Source organism: Alteromonas sp. G4i35 (assembly GCF_054960375.1).
This window is the reverse complement of the sequence record NZ_JBHNZD010000024.1, coordinates 25,771-47,572: the sequence shown is the minus strand read 5'-3', so window position 1 is coordinate 47,572 and position 21,802 is coordinate 25,771. Positions and strand designations below refer to the sequence as shown.

At 44.4% G+C, this 21,802-nt stretch carries 13 protein-coding genes; 5 read left to right on the top strand and 8 right to left on the bottom strand.

Annotated features, from left to right (window positions below; translation table 11 throughout):
* Positions 1 to 247 precede the first annotated feature (247 nt).
* From ACFI6L_RS15585 to ffh, 5 genes are all read right to left on the bottom strand, one after another.
* Entirely contained in the window at positions 248 to 1,465 is a 1,218-nt protein-coding gene (locus ACFI6L_RS15585) for a phosphoenolpyruvate carboxylase (protein ID WP_075176223.1), read from the bottom strand.
* Positions 1,462 to 2,097: a condensin complex protein MksE gene (locus ACFI6L_RS15580; RefSeq protein WP_014976014.1), complete on the bottom strand. Its 636-nt coding sequence runs from the start codon at positions 2,095 to 2,097 to the stop codon at positions 1,462 to 1,464. Before ACFI6L_RS15580 ends, ACFI6L_RS15585 begins: the two co-directional genes overlap by 4 nt.
* Entirely contained in the window at positions 2,094 to 5,816 is a 3,723-nt protein-coding gene (locus tag ACFI6L_RS15575; RefSeq protein ID WP_101563862.1) for an ATP-binding protein, read from the bottom strand. Before ACFI6L_RS15575 ends, ACFI6L_RS15580 begins: the two co-directional genes overlap by 4 nt.
* Before the next feature lie 357 nt (positions 5,817 to 6,173).
* Positions 6,174 to 8,240: a hypothetical protein gene (locus ACFI6L_RS15570; protein ID WP_462574385.1), complete on the bottom strand. Its 2,067-nt coding sequence runs from the start codon at positions 8,238 to 8,240 to the stop codon at positions 6,174 to 6,176.
* Between the two features lie 187 nt (positions 8,241 to 8,427).
* Positions 8,428 to 9,867 (bottom strand): signal recognition particle protein, encoded by a 1,440-nt coding sequence (gene ffh, locus ACFI6L_RS15565; protein ID WP_014948819.1) that lies wholly within the window; start codon positions 9,865 to 9,867, stop codon positions 8,428 to 8,430.
* Between the two features lie 298 nt (positions 9,868 to 10,165).
* Between ffh and ACFI6L_RS15560 the strand changes: the two genes are divergently transcribed.
* Together ACFI6L_RS15560 and ACFI6L_RS15555 are read left to right on the top strand one after the other, a co-directional pair.
* The gene (locus tag ACFI6L_RS15560) at positions 10,166 to 10,957 is read left to right on the top strand and encodes a cytochrome C assembly family protein (RefSeq protein ID WP_014948818.1); all 792 of its coding nucleotides are present in this window, start codon (positions 10,166 to 10,168) and stop codon (positions 10,955 to 10,957) included.
* A 175-nt stretch (positions 10,958 to 11,132) separates the two neighbouring features.
* Entirely contained in the window at positions 11,133 to 12,428 is a 1,296-nt protein-coding gene (locus tag ACFI6L_RS15555; RefSeq protein ID WP_014948817.1) for an HlyC/CorC family transporter, read from the top strand.
* A 37-nt stretch (positions 12,429 to 12,465) separates the two neighbouring features.
* Here the strand turns inward: ACFI6L_RS15555 and ACFI6L_RS15550 are convergent, their stop codons facing one another.
* Both ACFI6L_RS15550 and sixA read right to left on the bottom strand, forming a co-directional pair.
* Complete coding sequence (locus ACFI6L_RS15550) at positions 12,466 to 12,660, bottom strand: hypothetical protein (RefSeq protein ID WP_014978722.1); 195 nt, start codon at positions 12,658 to 12,660, stop codon at positions 12,466 to 12,468.
* A gap of 121 nt (positions 12,661 to 12,781) precedes the next feature.
* Positions 12,782 to 13,297, bottom strand: coding sequence for a phosphohistidine phosphatase SixA (gene sixA / locus ACFI6L_RS15545; RefSeq protein ID WP_014976012.1), 516 nt, complete (start codon positions 13,295 to 13,297; stop codon positions 12,782 to 12,784).
* 171 nt (positions 13,298 to 13,468) lie between these two features.
* Between sixA and ACFI6L_RS15540 the strand changes: the two genes are divergently transcribed.
* The 3 genes from ACFI6L_RS15540 (at position 13,469) to ACFI6L_RS15530 (ending at position 21,462) form a co-directional block, all read left to right on the top strand.
* Positions 13,469 to 16,216, top strand: a complete 2,748-nt coding sequence (locus ACFI6L_RS15540) for an insulinase family protein (RefSeq protein ID WP_321825238.1) — start codon at positions 13,469 to 13,471, stop codon at positions 16,214 to 16,216.
* A gap of 224 nt (positions 16,217 to 16,440) precedes the next feature.
* Positions 16,441 to 20,994, top strand: coding sequence for an EAL domain-containing protein (locus tag ACFI6L_RS15535; protein WP_321825237.1), 4,554 nt, complete (start codon positions 16,441 to 16,443; stop codon positions 20,992 to 20,994).
* A 300-nt stretch (positions 20,995 to 21,294) separates the two neighbouring features.
* Positions 21,295 to 21,462 (top strand): hypothetical protein, encoded by a 168-nt coding sequence (locus ACFI6L_RS15530; protein WP_168532690.1) that lies wholly within the window; start codon positions 21,295 to 21,297, stop codon positions 21,460 to 21,462.
* A gap of 100 nt (positions 21,463 to 21,562) precedes the next feature.
* On the opposite strand, the gene ACFI6L_RS15525 is transcribed toward ACFI6L_RS15530, so the two are convergent.
* Positions 21,563 to 21,760, bottom strand: a complete 198-nt coding sequence (locus ACFI6L_RS15525) for a hypothetical protein (protein ID WP_462574383.1) — start codon at positions 21,758 to 21,760, stop codon at positions 21,563 to 21,565.
* Between the last annotated feature and the right edge of the window lie 42 nt (positions 21,761 to 21,802).

Here is a 21,802-nt window from a genome sequence, read left to right as displayed (position 1 = left end):
CGATGAAGCTTTTAGTTCACAATGTTAAATAAGTGTAAACACCTATTGCATTATAGGTGTTTTTTGACAGGTTCCAAGTGTCACACATCGCAAAAATTGGCGTGAAAAAGAAAAGAACGAAGTTAATCAACATTGTTAACTTACGTTTAAATTTGAACCGTTGGCGTTGTATGAAAGCCTGGCACACCCTTAATAAACGTGGGCCAGACTTACTTTTACAGGCGATGGGTAAAATTAAGAAATGACGTTAACGCAAGCCCAATGTAATATCGTTAATATAGAAATTACCCGTATAGACTTTATCGTTATTACCGTGGGATTCTAATGCAAAAAACTGCTTATCTTCATCGTTTAGGGCTTGATACCCCCCGATCACCTGATAAATCCACACTTCAGGGTCAAAGTCTAACGCCTGTTCTTCAAAGTAATCCAGCGCCGTTTTAGGCTGACCAGAGTCGATGACTTCACAGAAATACGCTTCTACTGCTTGCTGCAATGGATCTTTTTCAAGTGACAAGGTCGATTGCTCAGTCACATCAATGTCGACCGGTTTTGTGTCTTCGTGTTTAGTCTGGCGTTTGTGTACGTGGGTTAACGACGCCACTATATTTTGGTAATCGGCTTCATGCTCAACGTTGTTCACGTCTGGGGCGGCGTTAGCAATAATCGCGTCCGATTGGTTAAACAACACAGGTACGTTAGTCAGGTTAGCGTAGTTGCCTGGCGCAAAATCAGGCTGCTGCTCCATGTGTAGCAAGAAGCCTTTAAGCAAGCGTGTTCGACCTTGGAACTCTCTAAACCGGCCTAACAAGTCTAATAAGCGTGCTTGTACTACTGACAGCTCCTGTGCAGCTTTAGCAAAGCGCTGTTGTAGCGACACCACCAGCAAGTGACGAAGTTCACGGTTAGAACCTGCCAGTTCACTTAACTCATCGAAGCGGAAACACTCAAGCTGGGCAAGTAAGTCGGTTACCTGTCCTTGCGCTAACTCATTTTCGCGAATTTTAGCTTCAACCGAAGACACGTAGCCAAACTCATTGTTAATACGGCCAAACATGACACGCACGCTATTACTCAATGATTCTGAAAGCTGATAGACATGCTCGGTCAAATCGCCCATGTGGGCTGCCGCTTCATTATACTTGTTGTAGTGAAGGGCTTCTTTATAGTGCTCGGTTAGGGTTTTAAGACTTGCCAGCGACGCACCAATATTGGCGTTGATAGTCCGGTTGCGCTCGTCTTGTAAGCTCCCCTCTAAAAGCGTTCTCACCGCGCTTTTCAAACGCAGTTCGCTTTGCGCTTCCGGACGCCATAATACGCCTAGTTGAACAAGCTGGTCTAATACCTTAGGGCTGTGATCACGCTCTTTTACTGAACCATTAATGTACGCCTGCATGATCAGGTCGCTGTGACGACCCAATGCGTTTAATAGTTTAGTTCCTGCCTGAATTAACACCTGACTCATATCAAGCTACCTTGCGAAATAGCGGCCTCCGCCTGCTCAGATAAACTCAGCGCTTCGGTTTCATCAATGAAACGTAGCATTTCGTAAAGGTGTTCAATTTTGCCAGTGCCCAAATAAATCTGTTTATCTGGGTTTGGCTTAATCAGATAACCCATTTCAGTTAAGCGTTTAAACACCTGCTTTAGCTGACCATCCAAATTCACACTGGTAGAACCAAACATGCGATAGCGCGATATTTTCTCTAACTGCTCAGCATAGGCGGGCGTATCTTCAATGGTAGTTTGCAGCTCGTTTAATCGAATAGCGCTACCCATGGTAATGGGCATATCAGATTCATTAGCTTGCTGAACTAGCAATAACCACTCTACCAGAGGCACTAGGTTAGATGCTGTATCTTGGAACTGCTGTGTAAGCACTTTGCGCTCGTTCTCACCAATGGTGAGGAAGCTGGCAAAGAATACGTCCCCCTCAGCGGTGGTCGATAATGTACGATTTAATAACGCTAAATGAGGTTCTAACTGCGCAGCGTTGTCTCTTGATTTAAGATAACGCCATGCCTCTTCATCGGTCACCTGACATATAAACGCGCCTTGTAAAAGTGCACTCAGTACACGGCCTTGTTCTGTCATCATGCTGATGTCTCCTCACCTGCTACTTCACTGTTCTTTTCTGCTTCTTTTTTCTGTTTAATGCGCGCCCCTATAGAGCTTGCTTTGGGCTGAACCACCTGCAGTTGGCGGGTCACCTTATCTATCAAGTAGCGGTTTTCAAACAACGTCAATACTTCTGACTCTGGGTTAGGGAATGCGCCGACTACACTAATGTTATTGTTTTGACACGCTTCAAAGATTTTCTTCACGTTGTTTTGGTGAAGTGTACCTAGTTCATCGATAGGCCAATGCACTGTGGCGTCGGCATCGCCGCGCAGCAGACGGGTGAAAGCGAGTAAGAATTTACACAGAATAAGGTAGGCCATTCCGTGGCTTGATGACTCGTTAAGCTGGCGGTCAGTACGAATGACAAGGTCACTTTTACCCTCACGAAGGTGTAGCTCGATATCAAGTAGCTTGCTAATGCCGCCCGTAAGCGCTGCACGGCCAAGAATATCAAGAACCCGGCGCATACTTTGACCGTATTCTTCTTCCGGTAACTCGTTAGCCCCCTCTTCCATCCAGTGCTCATAGAGCTTTCTGAATTGCTCAAGTTCGGGCCAGAATTCAAGTTCACTAATACGTGAGCGAATTTTAACAGCCGAGTCTGATACACCATCAAGAGAAAGGTCGCCGTCGACCTCTTGGGTAATACGGCGGCTTTGCGACACAATGCGTTTGTCGATATCGGCAAGTACAAAGTAGTATTGCGAAAGATCGGCACCAAAGATACGGCCTTGCTCACGCAAGCCCTGTAGCTTTTGCGGAACAATCACGTTTAGAAGCTGTGCTAAATGCGACACCATACGGCGATGATCAAAGCTCTTCACGCCGTGGGCGTTCAGCGTTGCACACTCTTCACGGGCGCGCTCCCACGTATCCGACAAACCTGTGCCCGCTTGCGCGGCAATAAGCTGATCGAACCGCTCTACATAGGCGCGAATATCGCTTAGTAAGTTTTCGCGCTCTTGAAGCTGGCTTTGCACTTCTGAAATACGCTGACCAATACTTACATCGTCGTGCTTAATTTCAGCCGTTTCATCACCTGCCTGAAGCGTAAGCTTGGCAAGAGATTTACTTAAGGTTTTAACCTGTTCCAAGTGCTCACTGGCAGTTTTAAGCGTAGTTTCAAGCTGCCCGTGCTGCTCTTGAAGCTGTTCGCGGTTAGCTTTATAGGTTGCTTGTTTGCTGGCTAAATTACGCTCAGATTCGCCCAATAACTTACGCGACTTAGACAAGCCTTCCTGCCATACCACTTTTTGCTTGGTAAACACGTTAGTGTACCAACGCTCGTAGTCGGCTACTTTATGACGGTGGGTTTCAGTGCGCGTTATGTCTTCTTTAAGCTTATTGATTTGCTTTTTAAGCTGACCTATTTCATCAACATCCACACCGCGATTGCTCAATTCGCTTTCTAGCCAATCCTGCATATCTTTGCGGTCTTGGGCAGCATTGTCTTTCGCCTTACGCATGTCGCTATCAAGCTGAGATATACGTGCCTCACTGTCAGCAATAAGCTGCTGCCAATGGAATTTGTGTTCGGTTTCCGCTTCGCGCTGCTGATCTTTGATTTCGTCACGACTAAGCTCAAACTGCGCCTTCGCTTGCTTTTGCGACTGCTGATTCGCTTCAAGCTTAGTTTTGGCTTTTTGCTTACGTGCAGAAAGCGCCTGCTGATATTCGCTAAGTACCGTATCGCGGTCTTGCTGTGCGCGTTTACGGCTGGCTTCGGCACTCTTAACAGCGTTGTCTTTTTGGGTAACCACAAGCTCGGCGTTGCGCACATCTTCGTTCGCTTTCGCCAAGCGCTGTTCGCATTCGTTTTGCGCAGCAAGGGCAGCGGCTTGACGAATTTCAGCTTCTTGCAGTTGCTGCTTAAGCGCTTGCTCGGTAAAGGCATAGTCTGGGGTATCAAGTTCAGTAAGTGCTAACTTAACGCCCATAAAGGTATGGCTGTCGCCTTGTGCATCCTTTGCCATAGCAGGCGCTAAATCAGTGCGCTCTAGTAGCTCAGGACGCACAACTTTACCTAAGGATAACTCCCAGTCATCGACATTGGCGCGCAAGAACTCAAGTAGCGAGCCTTCGCCAGGGTAAAGAAGCGCATTAATTTTGTTAACCGCTTTTTCTTCTTGTTGAAAGGCGTTGCGTGCTTTATCTAACGCATTTGAACATTCTTTGCGAAACTCAACTGATTTACTGTGCGCCTGCTGCGCTTGTCGCAGCTCACCGCGCGCTGCATCTTCATTAATCGATGCTTCTTTAATGGCCGCATCAAGAATATCTAGCTGAGATTGTTCAAACTCGTTGTAGCCTGCGTTACTTAGTGAAGCTTTAAGTTCAGCTTCAGCAACTTTTAGCTCATTCAAACTATTTTGGTAATCGTTCTGAAGCGCGCTTAGCTGGCTATTGTAGTCGCTCTGAATGCGACTTAATGCTTCACGCTCGCTCTGCTGCTGCTCAGCTTTATTCTCTGCGGCTTCTTGGCGTGCGGCTGACATTTCTTCCAGGGTAATTGACAGCTTTTCACCTAGCTCAGCCAAGCGCTTATTGTAGGCCGACTCAATATCTTGGTGTTTTTCAGTAAGCAGTACATAGCGACTATCGGCCATGGCCTTTTCATTTTGCCACTGCGCTAGATTTGCCACGTCTTCTTTAAGCTGCTCAATATTTTCGTCTTGCCACTTATCGAATTCACGCTCTACCGTATCAAGTTCACTGGTGAACTTCTCAACATCAGCGCGAGCAGATGAAATTACCTGGTTTAGGTGATCACGGGTATCACCCCACTCGCTGTCCGTTTGTTTGCGCTGGAAGCTATTCTCATCCAGTTCATTCTTTGTTGTTTCAACGCGCGCAGCCAAGTAGGTCTTATCAAGCTCGAAGCTATGCTTGAGGTTAGCAAGCACTTGCTCTGTTGTGGTTAACGCCATGTCAGCTTGTTCGAGTTTAGAAAATTCAGGGCGAATTTTGTCGAATTGTTTAATTAAGTGACATTCTTTAATCCAGTCATCGACGCGGTGGCGGCTTAGGCCTGAAGTAGGTGGCGTAACACCGTCCTCTTCTAAAATGGCGGCAATCATGGCCTTGATAGTTTCCATCTTGCCTTCTTTAGAGTGAACCGCTTTAGCCAACTTCTCAATGTGGCGCATGTGTTTCGACGGTTCGCAAAGGCTAAAGATTTTGGCGTAGCCTAATAGCTCACGGGCATTGTTACTCTGGTTAAGCACCCCGTGGTCGTTTTGAATGATTGCACGGAAGTCTTTCGTATTAAGTAAGCTCGTAACCAATATGTTGTTACGCTTCATGGCGCGTGCAAGCTCGGCGCTGCTTACACTAGCGTGTTTGCCGTTCTTTTGCTCTATCAAATAATCACTGATTTCAAATGGCTTGCCGATTAAACGATAATTGACGCCGGTTCCATTTGAGCTTAACACTGCTTGGCACAGGTCACCTTCGGCACGCGTGTATTCATAAATAATAAAGCTAGATAAACGAGGCAAATACCAGCGTTCAAAGCTGTCACGGGTTGCCGGTACCACGCGACTTGGGTACTCGCCGTAAAACACGGGAATAAGTCGTTGAAGCGTGGTTTTACCCGACGCATTGGTACCACAAATATTGGTGTGTCCATCAAGCTTTAGCTCGACCACGCCTGGTAAATGCGTGTCGATAAGAATAATACGTTTTAAGCCTGCCATAGTGTTCCTGTATCAATAACTCTGCCGTGTGAACGCTCACACAGCACAAAACTGTACCTGCTTTGATAGGGTAAAAGTTGCATACCTGAAAGAAAGCGAGCACATGCGCACGATGTAGCCCGTCAGTGTATTATGAATTCACGAATTTGCACAGATGCGCGGTGATTTGTTGGTTATAAAGCATGCTATTGTTTAAAAGTTAAGTTGGCAAAGCTTTTGAATATCCCAATAACGCCACATGAATATAAAGCGGCACGTACTGATTAGGTACGTGCCGCCTTAGCGAAAGCATTGAGCTTTCATAGAACAGCGATGAAATTAACTGAACTGTTTCTATAAAGCTGTCTATCAGCTGTTTTACTTCACTGACAATACATTTACCGACTCTGGTGCGGGATACATCATGCTAAAGCTGGGCGTAATATCACCCGAGGCTGCATTTAGAATATTATCAAAGCGCAGGATCATGCCATTTGATTTTTCAGCAACATATACATGGCCATTGCTGAGCATCAAGTCTACCGGATTACCCAACATTGAGTTCGGTCCTGCAATATTGACGGATACATCCGTTATGCCATCGGCACTGCCTGCGCCAGGAATCACGTACAATTTACCGTCAGTAGCATCCGCTGCGCTGCCTACATCAGAAATGACCAAACTATCGCTTTGGCTATCATAGTCTATGCCATGGATGTTGGTTGGCGCGGCAAATGCTGTCCCACCACTTGCAGGGACAATCAGCCTATCTTCACCCGTAATTACGGTTTCACCGCTTTCCATTTTGCGCATCACTTCTTCAAACACGGCAACCGAACCGTTAGTTAACGCCAGATACGCGCTATCAGTTGATGGGTCGTAATCCACATCCCAAGGGCGCGCCCCGTTGGCCGCTTCAAGTGTTAATAGAGGCGCAACATTGCCTGACGCACAAGGCGAGAATACGCGAACGGCAGGAGTAGCTTCGTTAACATCTGCCACAAATACCACACCTGCTTCTGAGGCAATGTCTAACCCTTTAGGTGCAATCAAGCCTGTATCGCTACCCGCAATCATGTGGTCGAAATTATCGCTATACATCATACCGTCTCGCATGGTTTTGAGGCGATTAATCACGAGTAAACCACCCGTTGAGGTTTCAACATCATCGAAGGTAATGACGCCATCACCGCTAGCCGTGAAAGCGGCACTCTCAATGCTCATACCAGCGTCAAAAGTGCTTAGCTCACTGGAAAGTACAGCGCTGTATTGCGCTACTTGCCCCGTGGTTGGACCTTCGCTTGCAGGGTTACTTGATACCGAAAGGCCCATAATAGGCATGGTAGTTATGCCATCGTCCGATGCGTCTGTCATCTCGTTCAGCTGAGTTAACTCGGCCAACGACTCTGGTTTTACTGAAGGCGTTGATAGCGTTGGTGCAACGTCGCCGCTCGCACCGTTAAATATGTTTGAGAACACCAAAATGGCGTCATTGGATTTTTCCGCCACGCGAAGATCAGAACCGGTTAAAACAATGTCTACCGGATTACCAAGCTGGGTCGATGCGCCGCCAATAACTCTGCTTGGTACGACAGCGCCATCAGCTGATGAAACATTTTCTAAAACAAAAATTTGACCATCATCAGCAATTGCAGCATCGCCAACGTCTGACAATACCATACGATTAGACATAGGCTCGTAAGCGATACCGTGCAGATTAATCGATATTTGATTTCCGTCTGCATCTGAAGGCACCACTGAACGCATAACTGCGGGCGCAAAATCAGAACCAGCGACATTATCGTAAACCGCAAGTGTCCCATCGGTCAGTGCAACAAACAATCTATCGCTTTGTTCGTCATAGGCCACATCCCATGGTTTTGCTGAGGTCATTATTTCTGCAATCGGTGCAACATTGCCTACTGCTTGGCTACCGAATACGCTAACCTTTTGACCGTTAAAGTCAGCCACCATAACTAAACCTGCATTTTCAGCAAAGGCAATACCTTTCGGGTTAACAAGGCCCGTAGCTGCGCCCGTTATCTCGTGCCCTGCACTCATCATGTAGTCGGCTTGAGCTTCAAAATTACAAAGCGTTCTTAATAACGGTAAATCACTGTCGCCAGCTTGTACTAAGCTTCCGCTTTGCGTGAATACAATCCCCTCGTTGGCTCCTGTGGTTACCGTGGATAAAACATTCGCGTTTTGGTCAATCGAGGTAACCGTATTGCGGTTGTCATCGCCATTATTTGCGACCAAGAATGTCGCAGACGCGAAGCCTGGGGTTCCATCTTGACCGGGTGCACCATCTTGGCCAGGCGCGCCATCAGTCCCATCGACACCATCTGTTCCGTCGTCACCGTCGCAGGCACTTAGCGCGAGAACCATTGCCGTCGCCAACAGTGACAGTTTTAATTTTTGCTGTGATGTTTTATTGAATTCCATCTTCATCTCCGTACTTGTTGATTCGTGAAGAGACGTCACTTAAACGCGCGATGCGATAAGTACTGCTCACGTCCTGTTCAACAAGCCAAACGATTGATGAGTGAAACTGGATGCAAAAAAATAAAAAAACCTCAATGCATTGCTGCGATTGAGGTTTTTAAGCATTGTTAAGTAATGCGATAGTCTTTTAACGTGGTGGGAAGCCACCGCCTCCGCCAAACCCGCCAGGACCGCCGAATCCACCTGGGCCGCCTGGACCACCAGGGCCTCCAAAACCGCCACCCGGAGGCATCATGCCTTTCATCTGGCGCATCATCTTCTTCATGCCGCCGCCAGACATCTTTTTCATCATTTTCTGCATTTGCGTAAACTGCTTAAGTAAACGGTTTACGTCTTGAATTTGCGTACCTGAGCCTGCTGCAATACGGCGCTTACGCGACCCTTTAATCATATCTGGGCGCGCACGTTCGGCCGGTGTCATTGAATTAATGATGGCTTCCATTTGGTTAAACTGCTTGTCGTTTGCCTGATCTTTGATTTTATCAGACATACCGCCCATGCCAGGAAGCTTATCAAGCATTCCCATCATGCCGCCCATGTTCTTCATTTGCTCAAGCTGATCTTTAAAGTCTTGCAAGTCGAAGCCTTTTCCTTTCTGTACCTTCTTGGCCAGCTTTTCCGCTTTCGACTTATCGACTTTACGCTCAACCTCTTCGATGAGGCTAAGTACGTCGCCCATGCCCAAGATACGAGACGCAATACGCTCAGGGTGGAAAGGCTCTAGTGCATCAACCTTTTCGCCCATACCGATAAACTTGATAGGTTTACCCGTGATATGACGAACCGACAGTGCAGCACCACCTCGTGCATCACCATCTGCTTTGGTCAGTATTACACCGGTTAGCGGTAGCGCGTCGTTAAACGCCTTTGCCGTATTCGCAGCATCCTGACCAGTCATGGCATCAACCACGAACAGAGTTTCAATTGGCTTAACGGCAGCGTGAAGCTCTTTAATTTCGTCCATCATGTCGTTGTCGACATGCAAACGACCTGCTGTATCCACTAGTAGTACATCGAAGAAATTCTTCTTCGCTTCAACAATGGCATCGTTAACGATATCAATGGGCTTTTGTAAAATCGTTGACGGGTGAAAAGCTACATTCACTTCACCGGCAAGGGTTTCAAGCTGCTTGATAGCGGCCGGACGATAAACGTCGGCACTCACTACCATCACTTTCTTTTTCTCGCGCTCAGTTAGGTATTTCGCAAGTTTACCTACAGACGTAGTTTTACCCGCACCTTGTAAGCCCGCCATAAGCACAACAGCCGGAGGTTGAGTTGCGAGGTTAAGCTTTTCGTTCGCCTCCCCCATCACCGACTCTAGTTCAGACTGAACGATTTTAATAAATACTTGGCCAGGCTTGAGGCTTTTGGTTACTTCGGTACCAACTGCACGCTCTTTTACCTGTGCAACAAACGCTTTTACTACGGGTAGCGCAACGTCGGCTTCAAGTAGCGCCATACGCACTTCGCGTAGCGTTTCTTTAATATTGTCTTCAGTAAGACGCCCTTTACCGCTGACATTTCGTAATGTCTGGCCTAAGCGTTCTGATAAATTCTCAAACATAGTATGAAACTTCTTTTTATTTCAGACGTAATGCCCGCATTGTAACGTAAAAGCGAACGGTAACGTACCCACAATTGCGGTTAAATTTTTAAACTTTTGCGTCAAGGGTTGTCGAAATTTGATGTACGAATTTCGAAGTCGATATGGAGTAAAAATTGTCCTTCCATGATCCTATACCCACACTAAAAGTGGGTGTGAAACAAACAAAATCAAGGAGATGGTTGAATTTACTTGCAAGTTGCAGTATCAATACCGACTCAGTCGGTGAAGACGTCACCTACCTATTACAGGACGCATCATGAACACCCTTTTCGCCATTTCTGCTGCTTTACTCTACGCATTAGCTGCGGCAGTACTTATTGGCAAATTCGTACACCAAGACGGCCCGAATAAGCGATTGGGGCTATCCATCGCTAGTGTTGGGGCAATTGCACATATCGCTTTTCTCACCAACGTTATTATTGTCGCGCCTGGGCAAGACATGAGTGTAACCAACGTACTTTCATTAGTGTCGTGGATAATCACAGTATCCATGCTTATATTTGCCCGCGCCATTCCTAATCTTATTTTACTTCCTGTTGTTTTCGGCTTTGCAAGTCTTACGGTACTCGCCTCACAGTTTATTCCCGTGTCGTACATCATGCACATAGAGCTGCAGCCGGGCTTAGTTATCCATATTAGTTTGTCATTGTTTGCTTACTGCACTTTGGTCATTGCATTCTTATACGCACTGCAAATGTCCTACATTACCTACCGGTTAAAGCAAAAAGGTGCTGCGCTACTACATTCATCACTACCGCCTTTAATGCTTGTAGAAAACATTTTGTTCAAGCTGTTGCTTGCGGGAACTTGTTTACTAACCGTCTCACTAATTAGCGGGTTTGTTTTCTTAGAAGATATGTTTAACAAAACTTACGCGCATAAAACGGTGCTATCAGCGGCCGCTCTCGTTGTTTTTCTCATTCTTTTAATAGGCCAGAAACTTCGGGGTTGGCGCGGGCGACAAGTTATTGTGATGACAGTCTTGGGTGTGACGCTACTGTCCCTTGCCTATTTTGGTAGCAAATTAGTTCGCGAATTTCTTCTTTAAAATTCCCTGTATTTATTGCTGAGCTCGCTGCAGGGCTGGCTTTTTAGGCGGCTCGGCGGCGCTTGTCACTTTTGGGTGTTATCTAGTTAATTAGGGGCATATCAACAATTTTCCCTTGAAACTCGCACCTCAAATCAATACATTTGAAGCCTAAGTTAAGACAGGAACCCATTAATTGGACGACATATCAACGAGTACGCTGTTTATCGCGCTCGGCGTACTCATATTACTATCTGCGTATTTCTCTAGTTCAGAAACTGGCATGATGTCGATTAATCGTTATCGACTCAAGCATTTGCAAGGAGAAGGCAACCGCTCAGCTATACGTGTTGCTAAACTTCTAGAACGACCTGATCGCCTTATCGGCCTTATTCTCATCGGAAACAACTTAGTTAATATTGCAGCATCCTCGCTTGCAACCATACTTTGTATTCGTTTATTCGGTGACTATTGGGGGCTGTTTGCTGCTACCTTTGGCTTAACGCTGGTCCTACTTATTTTTGCAGAAGTAACGCCGAAAACACTGGCTGCGCTGTATCCAGAAAAAGTGGCATTTCCGAGCTCCATTATTCTGCTTCCACTACTTACATTGCTGTACCCTTTTGTGGCAGCGATTAACGGTATCACAAACGGCATTCTAGCTTTGCTAAGAATTAGTCCTGCAAGTGGAAGTGACGACTCGTTAAGTCGAGAAGAGTTAAGAACCGTGGTTTTCGAAGCTGGTGCTATGATCCCTAAGCGACACCAAGATATGTTGGTGAGTATTTTGGACTTAGAAAGCGTAACGGCCGAAGATATCATGGTGCCACGTGCTGAAATTTTTGCTATCGACATTAACGACGATTGGAAGAAAATTCAAAAAGCCTTAACCCATGCTCAACATACCCGTGTTTTATTATACCGAGACAGTGTCGACGATGCGGTAGGCTTTGTGCATGTGCGTGACGCCCTGCGCCTTCTATCAAAAGACCAGTTCACTAAATCAAGTTTGCTTCGCGCAGTTCGTGAGATTTACTACACACCAGAATCTACCCCACTGCACACGCTGATGTATAAGTTTCAAGCGGAAAAAGAGCGCATTGCTTTGGTCGTTGATGAGTATGGCGACATTATGGGTCTAGTCACTCTTGAAGATATTCTTGAAGAGATTATCGGTGACTTTACCACCAGTATGGTTCCAGACCACAGTAAAGAAGCACACGTACAACAGGATGGTTCAGTATTGGTTGATGGTAGTGCCAACGTCCGGGAATTGAACAGAGAAATGGATTGGAACCTGCCTACGGAAGGCCCTAAAACCCTTAATGGTTTATTACTTGAGTATCTTGAAGATATTCCTGAGAACAAAGTAAGCGTGCGTTTGGCGGGTTATCCGTTAGAAATTGTAGACATTTCAGAAAGCATGATAAAAACCGTCAGAATCATGCCGGAATACTATGTTGCACCTAAAGAGTCGAATAACGACCACTAAGCGTTTTGGTGGTTAACCTGCCTTTCGGCCTTATCAGCTAACCTTTTGATTCGTCAGCTAGACGCTGTGCTCTATTTGCCAGCGCTCTAGCTTTCGCAGCAGCGACCTTATCTGACAATTCAGATAATTTGGCAATAATATCCTGCGTCTCCTTATCTTCACGTAAATCAGCCTCCGCCATATGCGATTGCAATGAACGTTTAAGGAGCTCAGGAATAGATTTGCTGTCCATTTCCCAACCCTTCAATAGAATAAACTTTGACACTCTCAAAGAGTCTATCGACCATGTGGGAATATACTTAACGATTAATTGTTCAATTTCCGAAATTAATCGCTAAGAAGGAGCAAGGCGTTTACAGTCCTTGATAATGCGTTACCAGCGTGCCTTTGTGCTCTTTTAAAGAATACTTGATAACAGCAATTGAGGCCGTAGAAAACAAACTTGTGGTGTAAGACTGGCACAGTTCATCAACGAGATAGCTAACTAGCGGCATGTGACTAACAACAAGAAGTTTTTTGATTGGTTTTTTGGAATTGACCGCGGCGTGAAGAAGTCCATCAATATAATCACTCACCAGTCTTGGCGAGCCTTCCGGAACAATATCTTCATTATTTTCAACTTTGTTCGCAATGATATCAAGCGATACCATATCATGGGTCTGTTTGGCTCGACGATAAGGGCTCACAAGCGCTAAGTCCACAATGCCTTTCTGGCAATACTGGTCTTTTAACCATAAAGCTGCTGTTTTGGCTTGCTCTCTACCTAATGGTGTAAGTTGCCTGCTTTTATCATCGAGTCTGGGCGCTTCTGCTTCACCGTGACGCATAATGAAAAGATAAATGTCGTCGTTGCTACTTTGACCTGACATAACATTGCGCATAGTATTAATGAAAGTATGCTAACGATATCAGAGAGCTGATACTACGCCTAGCGCTAAACGGCGAATAGTGAGAATTTTCGTACATTATTTAACGTTTTGTGAAGTTTCTCTTTATAGACGCTCCAGCAGTAAGGTGCTCTTGACCAAAAACGAGACAATGTGAACAACACCATAAATTTAGAAAACGCACATCACGTTACTTTACCTAATGGGTTGCGTGCCATGTTATGTCACACGCCAGAAGCGAGTGAATCTTTTGTTTCAATGGCGGTAAGAGCCGGACACTTTTATGACCCAAACGATTGCCAAGGGTTAGCCCATCTTCTTGAACACATGCTTTTTATGGGTAGCCGTCATTTGCCCAAACCCAATGCTATAAATGGATTCATTGAGCAACACGGCGGCACAATCAACGCGTGGACAGGTACCGAGTACACAAATTACCATTTTAATTGCAGCGGTGACGCTATTGCGCAAACATTGCCTGCATTTGCAGATATGCTTAGGCAACCCTTATTTGAAGAAGACGCGCTAACCAACGAAATAAAGAACATTCATGCTGAATTTGAGTTTAAGAAAAAAGACGACCTTCGCCGCCTTTATCAAATTCATAAAGAGACATGTAATCCAGAACATCCTTTTGCAAAATTTTCTGTAGGCAATTGCGATACCTTTTCTCAACACGAATGTACAGAGCTTAAACGGCGCCTAAAGGCACTGCACCAATCGTATTACTGTGCGCTTAATATGCGCTTGTGCATAGCCAGTCCTATGCCAATACGTCAACTCGAGGCGTTAGTGAATCAGTGTTTTGGGACATTGCCAAGTGGACAGTTAGCCTCTGACGACTGGCCTTCGCTTTACACAGAAAATGAACTGGGCATTCAAATCAACATTCATCCGCTGCAATCTGCTAGACGTATGATAGTGACATTTGCCCTCCCCGCTTTACAGAACGACTACAAAACCAAACCGCTGAACTACATCAGCCATTTGATTGGTGACGAAGGTGAAGGAAGCCTACTTGCCTATTTAAAAGAAAAAGATTGGGCGTTAAACCTGATAGCGGGCTCTGGCATAGAAGGCGATAAATTTAAAGATTTTAATGTGAGCTTTCAGCTTACCCAGGAAGGCCTTAAACACAAAGCGCAGGTGTTAGAGGCACTATTTAGCTACATCGAATTAATTAGAGAAGCATCGACTGAAGAATGGCGCTTTCACGAAAAGTCGCAGCTAAATGCGCTGGCCTTAGAGTACGAAGAAAATGTGAAGCCGCTTGGGATCATAACTGAGTATGCACAGCATCAATTTATATTCGAACCTGACGAATTAAATAGACTTCGCTCTACTATTGGTAGTTATGACAGAAGCATAATTGAGCATGCACTATCTTTTTTCACGCCCAAGAACCTTCGTTTAAAGGTCATATCAAAAGATGTTAAAACCACTCAGATTTGCGCATTTTATGAGGCTGAATATAGCGTTGAAGTCATCGACGATGCGCTAATACATTCACTTGAAAGCGCAAAGAAAATTCCAGAATTGTGTCTTCCCCCACCCAACCCTTATTTGGCGAGCGAATACACGCTTATCCTCCCTGAAACGGGGTTTAATGTTCCAAATAGGTTGGTAGATAATGGTGGCTATCGATTTTGGTTCGCTCAGGACCAACAATTCCATAGCCCCAAAGGCGATATTTATATCTCTTTCGACGCAGCTCAGTTTTCAGACTCTTTGACCTCTGTTGCGGCCAAGCGAATTTGGCTCGGCGCACTTAACGATCATCTCCAAGCTAAATACTACCGAGCTGAAATAGCAGGACTTCACTATCGGATTTATGGGCATCAAGCTGGGTTTACCCTACACACCCGTGGTTTTACGAATCAGCAGACATTGTTAGCAAGTCAACTTCTTGACGCCGTTCTCGGTTTTATTCCTGACGAAAGAGCCTTTGAACATCACAAAGCACTTCAAATTCAAAGCCTTCATAATTCACTGTTAAATAAGCCGACTAACCGTTTATTCTCTCGCTTAAGTGTTCTTATTCAACGCAACACGCAAGCGCCAGTTGAATTGTTAGACGTGATAGAAAACATCTCTTATAACGAGATGCTAAGCTGTCGCAGTGCAGCCTTTGAGCATTATTTTGTAGAGGCATTTATGCATGGCAACTGGGCAAGCGAAGAAGCAAAGGCATTTTCGACGTCGCTTCATAGCCATTGCAAAAATGCAGGGGGAGCTCCCCTTTCTCGTGCTGTATCTAAGCTGCCTGTAGGCGGAACTCTTTATCATGAAGTGTTGTGTAATCACGATGACTCAGCGGTCGTACTTTATTTACAAGCACCTTCTCCTAGCCTCACCGACACCGCATTATGCATGGTTCTTGAACAGATGCTGGCAGCACCGTTCTTCAATTCGTTAAGAACAGAACAGCAATTGGGATACATAGTCGGTACAGGCTATGTGCCACATAATCAACACCCCGGAATGGCATTCTATATACAAAGCCCGCAATGCAGTCCAAAGCAGTTGCTAGATGCAATGACCGCCTTTTTATTCCAGCAACTCAATGAAATAGAGTTCTATCGTTTTTATTGGCCGACTATCCAACAAAACCTTATTAAGCAGTTAGAAGAGAGAGACCTTACTCTTTCGATGAAGTCACAGCGTTTATGGGTAAGTTTGGGTACGCAAGATTTAGAGTTTAATAGAAATGCAAAGCTTGCTGAAAGGATCAAAGGCTTGAGTTTCGAAGAGATTCAAGACTTCGCGCATCAACTCGCTAAACGAGAGCGCTGCGGGGAATTGGTGCTGTTCTCTCGTGGAAAATTTGAGAGTATTCCCACGCAAGAAAAACGAACGATTAACAGTATTTCTGAATTCAAAAAAGAAATTCCTTACTACTAACGCTGCATGTAGGCACGTGCCACGGTCGTTAAGATTTTAATCAATCTGCCGATACCCAGTGGTATTCGCAGACAAGGTTGGTTAATAAGTAAACCATCATTCTTGTTATTACTAAAAAGTCCTTGTAGAGGCTTAGTTAATTCGGCATATTTATTATTCTGGCTGTTAGGGATGCCGCCAGTGAAATAAAAAAATAATAAATGGCGTATGCCAAAGGTGTGTAGGTGCGCTCAACCCTAATTTATTCAATTTCTCTTCTTTTGTTGGCTTTGTCAGGAATTCTTTTTTCTTCTGCAAAGGCGATAGAGGTTTCTGATCTTCATTTCAATGAGCTAAATAAACAGCAAGGACTCTCTGACACTGCGGTATTGGATATCGTTGAAGACAATAAAGGATATATTTGGATCGCGACCTCCAATGGTTTAAATCGCTATTCTGGTTATGAGGTGAAGCAATACCACCCTTCAGATGTTGACCACAATTCACTTCCGTCCGGCTATACTCAAAATCTATTCTTAGATTCTCATGGCGAGTTATGGGTGGGAACACAAGCAGGTCTTGCCAAGTATCAACCTGAAAGTGACAACTTCAAAGTTTTCAATAGAGAAAATAGTGTAATTAAAGTTGATTTTATTACTGGCATCGGAGAATCGTACGATGGTGACATTCTATTTGCTGATCTGAAGTTTCTTTACAAGTTATCGAAAGAGAGTCATCAAATTGAGGTTGTAAAACAGATACACAAAGACCAGAGTTTTATAAAGGTCATTTATGATGAAGCGAACCGCACCTGGTTAGGTTCAAATGAGTTTGGGCTTTCGCTTATAGACAAGGCTAACGAGTCACTTTATTCCGCAACAAAAGTAAATCCATGGGGAATCAACTTGGATGTTCGTTCTCTTCACGACATCAAAGTAATAAACGGTAACTATTGGCTTGCAACCAATGAGGGCATCTATGTCATAGCTGCTTCGGGTAAAATACTTCAACATTTGAAAGACGCATTCACTTCTAAGTCTGATGAAGCGCTTAATACCCTAACAATCTATGAGAAAGATGACGACATCTGGATTGGCACTCAAGCAGGCCTATTCATATTTAGTGATGCAGCAACGTCAGAGATAAATGGCAGCTTCCAGCCGAGGGTCATCTACCTTGATCACGACAATCAAGAGCTGACAGGCTTGCCTACAGCAACAATCATGAACCTAGTAACAGATAGAGTCGGTGGTATCTGGGTTACGACAATAAAGAGCGGTGCATTTAGGTATCACCCAGACTACGCTACAACTAGGTATAAATCTGTTTTTAATTCTTCGAGCTTATCCGAGGATGACTACTCCTCAATATGGGGCTTTGCAGAAGACTCCGCCAACGACATATATGTTGTTTCTCAACAAAGAGGACTTGGCGTTATTAATAGCTCTAGCGGAGAAGTAAAGTTCTCAGAAACCTTCTCTGATTTTGCGAACTCAATAACTTACTGGGATGTTGAAATAGATACCAAAGGCACATTCTGGGTTGCATCCTCTAATGGCATCTATGTTTTGAGGCAGGTGGAAGGAAAGCTTCAATTAATAGATCATGTGTTCGAAGGGTTATTTATCGATTTTCTCTATACCAAAGGGGACGAAGTTTGGATCTGGGAGGATACACAGGGACCGGTAAAACTATCTCTTGGTTATGATTCGTCTAAAGCATCTGTTGAGCCAATAAAAATAGAGATAGACTCATCCCGTTTAGTTCCGATCTATAAAGATAATGATAATCGACTTTGGCTGAGAAGCGAGTCAGGTGTAAGTATATACTCGCTGAAGAACAGGGAGTTGATCAAAAATTTAGATCAGAGCAATGGTTTCGATTCACTCGTTTACGGCGTTTACGAAACACCAGACTCATACTGGTTAACTACTCGCTCGAAAGGAATTTTGCAGGTCGACAAGCATTCTCTTGAATTTGTCAAAAGGCAAGTTCGTACAGAAAACTCTGGGCTAATAATATCATCCGTAGGTATCGATAACAGTATTTGGTATGCAGATACTACGGGAGTTCACCAAATCAAACTTCCCGAACTTGAAGAAGTAAGTTCGGTTCCAAATTCAGAGCTTAACTACAATTCTTTAGGCGAGAGCTCAGCTTTCGCATCCTCAGAAAAAACTATCTATTTTGGTGGGATGACTGGTTACAACATAATAACGAGTAAGAAAACTAGCTCAAAAGATGATTTGACGAAAACACTTATCCCAGAGCTTTCTGAATTAAAAGTTTTTGGGGTATCTAACAATAGGTCAAATGTAATTCAGAGGGAAAGCAGTGGCGAAATAAGTTATTTCTCATCGGCACAAAATATAGGAACTAAAAAGTCGATTGCGCTAGATTACAATGAGTCTAGATTCAGCATATCTTTCAATTTACTCAACGCTGTTTATCCGCAGCACGTGGTTTACCGATATCGGTTGCTTGGTTTTGACGACAACTGGATTGATAATGGAGACGACAGAGTTGCTCAATTTAATAATATAAGCTTTGGAAACTACGTTTTCGAGGTACAAGCAAAAGCGCCTGGAAGGTTGTGGTCTGACAGCAGAAATCTTTCAGTTCAAATCGCAAGACCACCTTGGCTTCATACTGTTGCTATTGTTTTTTACTGTATTGTCGCATTCGCTATTTTTGCATTTATCGTTCGCCAATATCAGATAAGGAAGGCAAACCAGCTTGCCATTAAAGAGTCGGAAGAACGCCTTAAACTGACGCTATGGAGTTCTGGAGATGAGCTGTGGGACTGGGACGTATACAGAGGCCAAGTTTACCGTGCAAATACATGGGGCACACTCGACTTCCCTCAAGATGATATACGCACCACAGGCGCTTACGATGCAAACATTCATCCTAACGACGTAAACCGTGTTAAAACTGCCCTAAGAGACCATCTTGAAGGTAATAGCGACTTCTACGAGCTCGCATACCGCGCAAAGACATTTAAGAATCAGTGGATTTGGATACTTGACCGCGGAAAAGTGGTTGAAAGAGACCACAATGCTCAGCCGGTACGAATGACTGGTACGCTTAAGAATATTCATCACTTAAAAGAAGCTGAAGAGCAGCTGAATCTATTTAAGCGTTCAATTGAGAATATTTCTGAAGGTGTATTCATAACTAATACCCAATTTAAATTCATAAGTGTAAACAATGCATATTGCGGTTACACCGGCGAGACCCGCGATCAAGCGTTAGCAAGCTATATGCACTTCCATCTATATCCAGACGCGTTTACCGAAGAAATTAAGAAAACGCTAAAAGCGAAAGGTAACTGGTCAGGTGAAGTAGAAAGTGTGCGAGTGAACGGCGAGCGCTATGAAATGGAATTAAACATAGACGCCGTCCATGACGATGACGGAAAAATAAGCCATTTTGTAGGCGTATTTAGTGATATCACGTCAAGAAAAAGTACTGAGAAAGAGCTATTGAAACTAGCTAATACCGACCCGCTCACGGAGCTTCCGAATCGTTCGTTCTTCCAAGCTAGCCACCAGAACTTGGTGCGGAAAGGGGCACAACATACCCTACTCTGTTTGGATATGGATAACTTTAAGAAAATAAACGATTCTTTAGGTCACCAAACGGGCGATATATTAATTAAACAAATAGCAAAGCGCTTACAGAGAATTACGGGTAAGAGTGCGACTTGCTATCGTTTAGGTGGTGATGAATTTAGCGTGTTAATGGAAGACAATGCCGATATCCACACGGTAACGCATTACGCACAGAACCTATTAGACACTTTATCTCGCCCCTTTATCATTAATAAGCAAGAGTTTGTATTGGGTGCCAGTATTGGTATCGCGTTCTTCCCTGACGACGGCACTTCTCCCCAAGAAATGCTGAAAAACGCCGACACAGCCATGTATTTCGCTAAAAACAATGGCGGTAACAGCTACCAGTTCTTTAGCGGAGAGATGAATCAAAACGCCGTTAGGCAACTGCAAATCGAAAACCTTATAAGACAAGGTATTAAAGATGACTTGTTTACGGTTTACTACCAGCCTAAAGTAGATATAGCCTCAGGTAAGCTAGTTAGCATGGAAGCTTTGGTGCGCTTTGAGCACCCACAAAAAGGCATAGTAAGCCCTGGGCAATTTATCCCTCTGGCAGAGCAAACAGGCCAGATTATAGAAATTGGTGAACAAGTGCTAAGAAAGGCTTGTGCAGATACCAAACGCTGGGTAAACCAAGGTTTGTTTAGTGGTCGTGTAGCTGTGAATATATCTGCGAAGCAGTTCGAATTACCCGACTTAGACGACAGAATAAACAAGATTTTAAGCGATATCGGTTTGTCACCACTACATTTAGAGTGCGAAATAACTGAAGGTACGCTAATGGAAAGTCCTGAAAACGGCCTTCAAATGATGACTCGCCTTCGCGAAAGAGGTATTCACCTAGCGCTAGACGATTTCGGTACAGGTTACTCGTCCCTAGCCTACTTAAAGCGTTTCCCGCTAAACACGCTAAAAATTGACAAAGCATTTATTGACGATATTGCAAAAAGTAATGTAGATCGTCATATGGCGGCTGCCATTATAAATATCGCCCACAATCTAGGCTTAAAAGTGGTAGCGGAAGGCGTTGAAGAAGAAGCTCAGCTAGATATTTTACGTCGCTACGATTGCGAAATGTTGCAAGGCTTCTTGTACAGCCGACCATTAAATGCAGAGCGCTTCGAGAAGCTTCTCACCGAGAATCAAAAGCTTCATACGCTGCTTGGCCACTCTAACTTTTAATAGCCCTTACCTTTTACTCGCGTATAGGGCGCGTACTTTCCCCTGCCTAATGCCACTCATTGCAGCTTTAGGCAAAGTCATGCCTATTCAACCTTATTTTATTAGACTTTAGTGCCATTAAAATGGCGCTTGTGAACATCGACAATTCTCCGCATTAAAACGAAAAGCTAACCACCTGATTATATTGGATATTTTAAAAAATATTATTTTTGGCACACATTTAGCTAAGTATTAGATACCGATGACAAATATAAAAAATCGGTTTTGTTTGTTCGTTCAAAATAATCAGAGGAAATTAACATGTTAAAAGAGTACGCAGTTGCACTAGTACTTTCTACCGCTACCCCAGTTGCTGCCGACAAGCAAGAAGGCGCTAAACAAGCTCCTGAGTCGCAAAAAGAGACAGTAACTCAACCACAAACAGTTCGCCCTAAGACGGGTGGTGGCGGTTACGGTATTGGTCTTTAAGAGATACCTTAGAATTTCCAAAAAAAGAGAGCAACGCTCTCTTTTTTTATACCTGTATTTTACGCCCCACTTACTTATTTCAGCAGACCGCTAGGAAAGACTACGCAGAAATATAAAGGTTGTTAAACCCTACTGCGTTGCGCCAATGTATATGGCGAGAGATTGAGAACATGGGCAGTAAGGTTGGACCTAACACAAAACCCGCTATCGCCCACTTTTTCGCGCTCATCCCCCATTTAAACGCTTCTACATAAAAATATAGAGAAAAGATAACGCTTAATACTACGAGTGAAATCACACTGCCTCCGCCTGTTTGACCTAGTTACGTGGGGTTACTTGT

Excerpts from the sequence above, each read along its gene's own strand:
- ACFI6L_RS15585 (WP_075176223.1), bottom strand. The coding sequence starts at position 1,465 with ATGAGTCAGGTGTTAATTCAGGCAGGAACTAAACTATTAAACGCATTG.
- ACFI6L_RS15580 (WP_014976014.1), bottom strand. The coding sequence starts at position 2,097 with ATGATGACAGAACAAGGCCGTGTACTGAGTGCACTTTTACAAGGCGCG.
- ACFI6L_RS15575 (WP_101563862.1), bottom strand. The coding sequence starts at position 5,816 with ATGGCAGGCTTAAAACGTATTATTCTTATCGACACGCATTTACCAGGC.
- ACFI6L_RS15570 (WP_462574385.1), bottom strand. The coding sequence starts at position 8,240 with ATGGAATTCAATAAAACATCACAGCAAAAATTAAAACTGTCACTGTTG.
- ffh (WP_014948819.1), bottom strand. The coding sequence starts at position 9,867 with ATGTTTGAGAATTTATCAGAACGCTTAGGCCAGACATTACGAAATGTC.
- ACFI6L_RS15560 (WP_014948818.1), top strand. The coding sequence starts at position 10,166 with ATGAACACCCTTTTCGCCATTTCTGCTGCTTTACTCTACGCATTAGCT.
- ACFI6L_RS15550 (WP_014978722.1), bottom strand. The coding sequence starts at position 12,660 with ATGGACAGCAAATCTATTCCTGAGCTCCTTAAACGTTCATTGCAATCG.
- sixA (WP_014976012.1), bottom strand. The coding sequence starts at position 13,297 with ATGTCAGGTCAAAGTAGCAACGACGACATTTATCTTTTCATTATGCGT.
- ACFI6L_RS15530 (WP_168532690.1), top strand. The coding sequence starts at position 21,295 with ATGTTAAAAGAGTACGCAGTTGCACTAGTACTTTCTACCGCTACCCCA.